The organism is Butyrivibrio hungatei NK4A153 (genome assembly GCF_000424465.1).
In the GTDB taxonomy this organism is placed as follows: Bacteria; Bacillota; Clostridia; order Lachnospirales; family Lachnospiraceae; genus Butyrivibrio; species Butyrivibrio hungatei_A.
Window position 1 is genome coordinate 205,868 of sequence record NZ_AUJY01000012.1, and the last position, 7,088, is coordinate 212,955.

The 7,088-nt window shown below is 42.9% G+C and carries 7 protein-coding genes and 1 rRNA gene; all 8 read left to right on the top strand.

Annotation, left to right across the window (positions count from 1 at the left end; translation table 11 throughout):
* Nucleotides 1–81 precede the first annotated feature (81 nt).
* The gene (locus G628_RS0108770) at nucleotides 82–1,155 is read left to right on the top strand and encodes a 6-phosphofructokinase (RefSeq protein ID WP_026656488.1); all 1,074 of its coding nucleotides are present in this window, start codon (nucleotides 82–84) and stop codon (nucleotides 1,153–1,155) included.
* A gap of 36 nt (nucleotides 1,156–1,191) precedes the next feature.
* Complete coding sequence (dnaX, locus tag G628_RS0108775; protein WP_027208960.1) at nucleotides 1,192–2,790, top strand: DNA polymerase III subunit gamma/tau; 1,599 nt, start codon at nucleotides 1,192–1,194, stop codon at nucleotides 2,788–2,790.
* A gap of 2 nt (nucleotides 2,791–2,792) precedes the next feature.
* Entirely contained in the window at nucleotides 2,793–3,140 is a 348-nt protein-coding gene (locus G628_RS0108780; RefSeq protein ID WP_026656491.1) for a YbaB/EbfC family nucleoid-associated protein, read from the top strand.
* On the top strand, nucleotides 3,140–3,739 hold the full coding sequence (gene recR / locus G628_RS0108785; RefSeq protein ID WP_026656492.1) for a recombination mediator RecR: 600 nt from the start codon (nucleotides 3,140–3,142) through the stop codon (nucleotides 3,737–3,739). Before G628_RS0108780 ends, recR begins: the two co-directional genes overlap by 1 nt.
* A 30-nt stretch (nucleotides 3,740–3,769) precedes the next feature.
* Nucleotides 3,770–4,807 (top strand): aldose epimerase family protein, encoded by a 1,038-nt coding sequence (locus G628_RS0108790; protein ID WP_026656493.1) that lies wholly within the window; start codon nucleotides 3,770–3,772, stop codon nucleotides 4,805–4,807.
* Nucleotides 4,808–4,861: 54 nt separating this feature from the next.
* Nucleotides 4,862–6,085, top strand: a complete 1,224-nt coding sequence (locus G628_RS0108795; protein ID WP_026656494.1) for a DUF5711 family protein — start codon at nucleotides 4,862–4,864, stop codon at nucleotides 6,083–6,085.
* A gap of 47 nt (nucleotides 6,086–6,132) precedes the next feature.
* Nucleotides 6,133–6,597 (top strand): CvpA family protein, encoded by a 465-nt coding sequence (locus tag G628_RS0108800; protein ID WP_027208961.1) that lies wholly within the window; start codon nucleotides 6,133–6,135, stop codon nucleotides 6,595–6,597.
* A 205-nt stretch (nucleotides 6,598–6,802) separates the two neighbouring features.
* Nucleotides 6,803–7,088, top strand: a 16S ribosomal RNA gene (locus tag G628_RS0108805); the annotation flags it as partial.

Below are 7,088 nucleotides of genomic sequence, written 5' to 3' on the forward strand. Positions count from 1 at the left end.
GGTATTAACTTGGCATTGGGAATATTATTTTGTATAATTAACGGTAGTATGCGATAAAAAATAGGAGGAGGCCTATTCATTATGATTAGAATCGGGATGTTGACCAGCGGTGGTGACTGTCAGGCTTTGAATGCTGCTATGAGGGGCGTTGTTAAATGCATCGCCAACAGTGGTGAAGAAGTTGAGTTCTACGGTTTTTTGAATGGCTACAAAGGGCTTATATACGGCGATTTTCGTATGCTTACTTCCAGGGATTTTTCGGGCATACTTACAAAAGGTGGCACAATACTCGGAAGTTCGAGAACACCTTTTAAGACGATCAAGGATCCGGATGAGAACGGACTTGATAAAGTTGAGGCAATGAAGCAGAACTATTACAAGTTAAAGCTGGATTGTCTCGTGATACTCGGAGGAAACGGTTCACAGAAGACTGCGAATCTTTTGAGCGAAGAAGGACTTAATATTGTTTCTCTTCCGAAGACTATCGACAACGATCTGTGGGGAACGGATATGACATTCGGCTTCCAGAGTGCGGTTGATATTGCGACGGGCGTAATTGATAACATCCATACTACGGCCGATTCGCACGGACGAGTATTTATCATTGAAGTAATGGGACATAAGGTAGGCTGGCTTACTCTTAACGCAGGAATTGCGGGCGGAGCGGATGTAGTCCTTATACCTGAGATTCCTTATGATATAGACAAGGTGTGCAATGCGATAAGAGCTCGTGATGAGCACGGCAGCAGATTTACCATTATCGCGGTTGCAGAGGGCGCGATTTCCAAGAAGGACGCCAAGCTTTCCAAGAAAGAATATAAAGAGAAGGTAGCAAACCGCAAATATCCTTCTGTTTCATATGAGATTGCCGATGCGATCCAGAAAAAGACCGGACACGAAGTAAGAGTTACCGTTCCCGGCCACATGCAAAGAGGTGGAGCGCCTGATCCTTATGACAGAGTTTTTGCATCGAGACTCGGTGCGGAAGCCGGCTGGCTTGTGCTTAAAAAGCAGTACGGATATATGGTGGCTTACAAGAACAGAGAGATAGTTAAGGTTCCGCTTAAGGAAATTGCGGGCAAGCTTAAATCTGTGGCACCTGATGCCGGAATAATCAAAGAGGCCAAGGCTTTGGGAGTTTGCTTCGGAGATTAAGCAATAAAAAAGTTTTGTTTGGAGCAATTATTTTAGATGAGTTATGTTGCATTATACAGAAAATTCAGACCACCTGTTTTTGAAGATGTAAAAGGACAGGATCATATAGTAACCACGCTGAAAAATCAGATCAGATCTGACAGAGTCGGACACGCTTACCTGTTTTGCGGAACACGCGGAACAGGTAAGACTTCTGTTGCCAAGATTCTGGCAAAAGCCGTAAATTGTGAACATCCGATAGACGGAAGCCCCTGTGGTGAATGCGAGATGTGCAGGGAGATTGCCGCCGGAAACAGCATGAATGTGATAGAGATCGATGCTGCGTCGAACAACGGTGTTGATAATGTAAGAGAGATTATAGACGAAGTTTCTTATTCTCCGACAAAGGGAAAGCGCAAAGTGTACATCATAGACGAGGTTCACATGTTGTCTACGGGTGCTTTTAACGCGCTTTTGAAAACTCTGGAGGAACCTCCGTCATATGTAATGTTTATTCTGGCAACAACGGAAGTTCATAAGATTCCTATCACAATTCTTTCAAGATGTCAGAGATATGACTTCCATAGGATTACAGTGGACAGTATTGAGCAGCGCCTCAGAGAAGTTGTTGATTCGGAAGGAATCACGGTCGAGGAGAGGGCGCTCAGATATATTGCAAAGACTGCAGACGGATCTATGAGAGATTCTCTGAGTCTACTTGATCAGTGCGTTGCGTTTAATTATGGCGAAGAGCTTACCTACGATAAGGTGCTGAATGTGCTCGGAGCCGTTGACACTGAGGTGTTTAGCAAGCTCTTTTCCGCAATATATAGTCAGAACGCGGATGAAGCACTCAAGATATTGGCAGATGTAGTCGTTCAGGGACGAGAGCTTTCGCAGTTTGTAAATGATTTTGTCTGGTATCTGCGCAATCTTATGCTTATTCAGGCTTCGGATCAGATGGAAGATGTTGTTGATATTTCCACCGATAACCTGAAAGTGCTGAAGGAACAGGCAGAAGGCGTTGATGTAGACGTTCTTCTTAGATATATCAGAATTTTTTCCGAACTTTCTTCTCAGCTGCGCTTTGCTACGCAGAAGAGGGTACTTATAGAAATAACTCTTATCAAGATGTGTAAGCCGCAGATGGAGCCGGGTGAAGATTCGCTCGAGGACAGGCTTAGGATCCTGGAGAAGAATGCCGAAGAGAATTCGAAGCTGTTAAAGGGAATTCAGGGTGGACAGATCGCTGTTACAACGAGTGCTGCGGCCGCCTCCGGGAGTTCTGATATTGTAAGGGAAAAGAAGGTGCTGGACAGGGCTGTTCCCGATGATATAAAGCGAATTGTTTCGAATTGGCCGAGGGTTATCGCGGGAATGGAAAATCCCATGAAGACCTACCTGCAGAGAGCAAAGTTGAGTCTTGGAAACAACGATGCACTGCAGATTGTTTTTGACAACAAGCAACTCGCCGATAAATATTCTTCGGGACAGTCGGCTGAGGATCTTCAAAATGTTCTTGATAATTCTATCGGCAAGCATGTGGCATTTGAGACGCGCTATGTTGAGCCACAGCAGACTTTTGAAGAAAACTTCGTAAATTTGCAAGCTATAAATTTTGATATAGTTACAGAAGATGAAGAAAAGGAGAACTAGAAATGGCTAAAAGAGGCGGTTTCCCCGGAGGCGGAATGCCCGGAAACATGAACAATCTTATGAAACAGGCGCAGAGAATGCAGCGTCAGATGGAGGAGAGTCAGAAAGAACTTGAGACCAAAGAATTCACTGCCAAATCCGGCGGCGGTGCTGTAGAGGCGACTGTATATGGAAATAAGACTTTAAAGAGCGTTGTTATATCACCTGATGCGGTTGATCCCGATGATGTTGAGATGCTTCAGGATATGATAGTTGCCGCAGTTAACGAGGCTATGAAGCAGGCTGACGAAGCAAGCGGAGCCATGATCGGCAAGATGACAGGCGGATTAGGCGGAGGATTTCCTTTCTGATGGATCTTTACAGCGGACATATTAATCGGCTGATAGATGAACTTGCTTCCCTGCCGGGAATAGGTGGCAAATCGGCGCAGAGGCTTGCTTTTTATATAATCAATCTCCCTAAGGACAGGGTAAAAAAGCTTGCCGATTCAATAACAAGTGCGAGAGAAAATGTGCATTACTGCAAAGTGTGCTGTACTCTTACCGATGAAGACATCTGCCCTATATGCGGTAATCAGAACAGAAATCACAAGATTATTATGGTTGTGGAAAATGCCAGAGATCTGGCGGCATATGAGAAAACCGGGAAGTACGAAGGGGTGTATCATGTACTGCATGGTGCGATCTCTCCGATGTTGGGAATTGGTCCGGGGGATATAAGACTGGCTGAGCTTATGCAGAGGCTTCAGACAGAAGATGTTGAGGAAGTTATTGTAGCGACCAATTCAAGTCTTGAAGGTGAAACAACAGCAATGTATATAAGTAAGCTGATCAAACCCACAGGCATTAAAGTTACGAGAATAGCCAGTGGTGTTCCTGTAGGCGGAGACTTGGAATATATTGATGAAGTTACTTTGCTCAGGGCTTTGGAAGGTAGAACAGAACTGTAATGTTCACGAATTATGGAGGTAATGTAAAAAATGGCAGTAAAAAAAGTGTTATTTGGAGAAACACCAAATAAGGAGCAGGTGTTTGAGTATCATATCTCAAACAAGAACAATGTTGAGGTTGTTGTTATCAACTTCGGAGTTACTATCAAGAATATTTTTGTACCTGATAAGGATGGAAAGGTTGTTGACGTTGTTCTTGGATATGACGATCTTGCCGGATATCTTGAGAACTCATGCTTCCTCGGATCGACTGTAGGACCTACAGCTAACAGAATCTGCGAAGCTAAGTACAAGATTGACGGAAAAGAATTCTCTCTTCCTGTTAATGATGGACCCAATAACCTTCACACAGATATGAATAACGGATTCCATAAGAGAGTATGGGATGCCGTAGAAGGTGATGACAGCGTTAAATTCACTCTTAAATCAGAGGATGGCGACCTTGGATTTGCCGGAAACAGAGTATTTGAAGTTACATATTCTCTTTCAGACGACAATTCATTGTCTATCCATTACAATGCAACAAGTGATGCAAATACACTTATCAATATGACAAATCACGCATACTTTAACTTGAACGGTCAGGGATCGATCCTTGATCATACACTTAAGCTTAATGCGTCACACTATACACCTGTAATCGATTCTGCAGCTATTCCTACAGGCGAGATTGCAAGTGTTGTCGGAACACCTTTTGATTTCCTTGCAGAGAAGACTATCGGAAAAGATATCAATGCAGATAACGAGCAGCTTAAGGCTGTTGGCGGATACGATCACAACTACGTTGTTGATAATGCTGACGGTTCTATCAATGAGATCGCTGTTCTTTCATCAGCTCAGACAGGTATCACAATGAAGTGCTTCACCGATCTTCCGGGTGTTCAGCTCTATGCAGGGAACTTCCTTAGCGGAGAAAATTGCAAGGGTGGAGTAAGCTATAAGAGCAGAGAAGGAGTGTGCCTTGAGACACAGTTCTATCCCAACTCTATCAATCAGGAAGGCTTCCCTAAGCCTGTTTTTGGTCCTGATAAGGTTTATGATACAACAACAATCTATCAGTTCGTATAATTCTGATAAATTAGAAAAAAGCTTTTTGCGAAGCTGATATTATGGAGGTTTGTCTTGGCAGAAGTACGTGACTTTAGTACATATGCTGGTAAATTGAATAGCAGGAAAAAGAGCGGTGCATCTGACAGGCAGACCTCTTACAAAGAAAAAATCAGGAGCCACAAGCTTAAAGTTTTTATAAGAGCGGTGGTTCTTATCGTATTTTGTACGGTTATGATCTCGGTCATATACATAAGTTGGCGTGACAAGGTGTATTCTGAAGCGATTACGGTAAAAGGCGTGCCTATATCTATTGAAGACGATACTAAGATAGTAAGTCTCGGCGGACACATGGTGCGGTGCAGTAAGGACGGTGTGAGTTGCTATGATTCATCCGGAAAGGCACTTTGGACTCAGCCGTATCAGATGCAGAATCCAAAAGCAAGAACATGCGCCAATACCATAGCTATCGGAGATGATAACGGCCACGAGATCTATGTGGGCGATATCAACGGTCTGTTGGGAAAAGTGGATATAAACATGCCTATGAGAGATTTTTGCGTGTCATCGCAGGGTGTGGTTGCTGCGGTTCTTGACGGAGAAGACGTTGCCTGGATATATCTTTACAGCGCGCAAGGTGAAGAACTTGCCAGATTCAGAACAACAATGAAAGATTATGGATATCCGCAGAAGATCAGTATTTCTCCGAACGGTCAGCTTGTGTGCGTATCGTACCTCGGACCTGAAGATGGAAATATAATATCGAAAGTTGCTTTTTATAATTTTGGCGATGTTGGAAAAAATGTAGAAGATAATCTGGTCAGCTCTTACAATTATAATAATTCCGTTGCTCCTTTTGTTCAGTTTTTTGACTCTGATAAGTCATTTTCAGTTTCCAATGACAAGATCATGTTCTATTCAGGATCGCAGAAACCTGAGAAGCAGGCGGAGGAAACAATAGAGAACGATGAAATAAGATCTGTGCGTTACAGTGATTCTTATGTCGGACTTGTGTTTGCTGAAGGTTCCGATAAGGGAGCATACAGGCTTGAAGTGTATAACACGGCGGGAAATCACGTGTTGACCACATATTATGATATCGACGGCGCGGATATTATTTTTAGTAATAAGCAGATTGTTATCTATAATCAAAATGATTATCTGATAAAAGATATGAACGGAAGAGTCAAGTATCAGGGAACATTTGAAGAACCGGTAAGGACAATGATACCTACAGGTTCAAAGAGTAATTTCATTTTGGCAACAAGAGAAAGCATTGATACATTGGTACTTAAGTGAGTTTATATTGTTGTGCTTGTATTAAGAAGCACGGACAGAGGATTATTATGAGTATAGACATTTCACAGATTGTAATTACAGTTGCGGTAGTCTGTATTATTTTATGGAGAATATCATACGGATCAAATATTGGCCTGGTTGCGGAAGCGGCAGGCTTAATTGCTGTCTTGGCGACATTTGCATCGGTGTATTTTATTATGGGCATAATGGAAAATGTCCTGGATAAGAGCTTTGGAGGCATAATTCCAAAGATTGGATATCTGATTGTGGCGTTCGTTGTTTACAGAGTAATGACCGCGATCGGGGAAAACCTTCGGAAAATGAAGGAAATACCTGTGTTGGGAAGCTTTGACAGGATTCTTGGAGCGGTGCTTGGATTGATTGAAGCAATTGCGATTTTATACCTGATAGAATACATTACTGATATAAAACTCTTGACAACCCTCCAGGCCGCATGGGAAGAGGTTTTTGGGAGTTTTAAAGACCAATTTTTAAAAAGTTTTATAAAATAATCAAAAAATTTTAAAAAAGGTGTTGACACGGCCTATACCCTGTGATATTCTAAGTAAGCTGTCGCTGAGGACAGCGCAAACAAAGCACTTTGACAAATAAACAGTAATGCAACCCTGAAAGATTCCAAGAGAATAATTCAGAAAAATGTAAATTAACGGACAGAACGAAAAGCCAAGCTTAAGTTCTTAGCCGGATTAAACTTTTAAACGTGAGAGTTCGATCCTGGCTCAGGATGAACGCTGGCGGCGTGCCTAACACATGCAAGTCGAACGGAGATTTAACGCTGATGAAGCTTCGGCAGATTCTTGTTAAATCTTAGTGGCGGACGGGTGAGTAACGCGTGGGCAACCTGCCTCATACTGGGGGATAACAGCTGGAAACGACTGTTAATACCGCATAAGCGCACGGTATCGCATGATACAGTGTGAAAAACTCCGGTGGTATGAGATGGGCCCGCGTCAGATTAGCCAGTTGGCAGGGTAACGGCCTA

Bases quoted from the DNA above. Each gene is read 5' to 3' on its own strand.
- G628_RS0108770 (WP_026656488.1), top strand. From the start codon at position 82: ATGATTAGAATCGGGATGTTGACCAGCGGTGGTGACTGTCAGGCTTTG.
- dnaX (WP_027208960.1), top strand. From the start codon at position 1,192: ATGAGTTATGTTGCATTATACAGAAAATTCAGACCACCTGTTTTTGAA.
- G628_RS0108780 (WP_026656491.1), top strand. From the start codon at position 2,793: ATGGCTAAAAGAGGCGGTTTCCCCGGAGGCGGAATGCCCGGAAACATG.
- recR (WP_026656492.1), top strand. From the start codon at position 3,140: ATGGATCTTTACAGCGGACATATTAATCGGCTGATAGATGAACTTGCT.
- G628_RS0108790 (WP_026656493.1), top strand. From the start codon at position 3,770: ATGGCAGTAAAAAAAGTGTTATTTGGAGAAACACCAAATAAGGAGCAG.
- G628_RS0108800 (WP_027208961.1), top strand. From the start codon at position 6,133: ATGAGTATAGACATTTCACAGATTGTAATTACAGTTGCGGTAGTCTGT.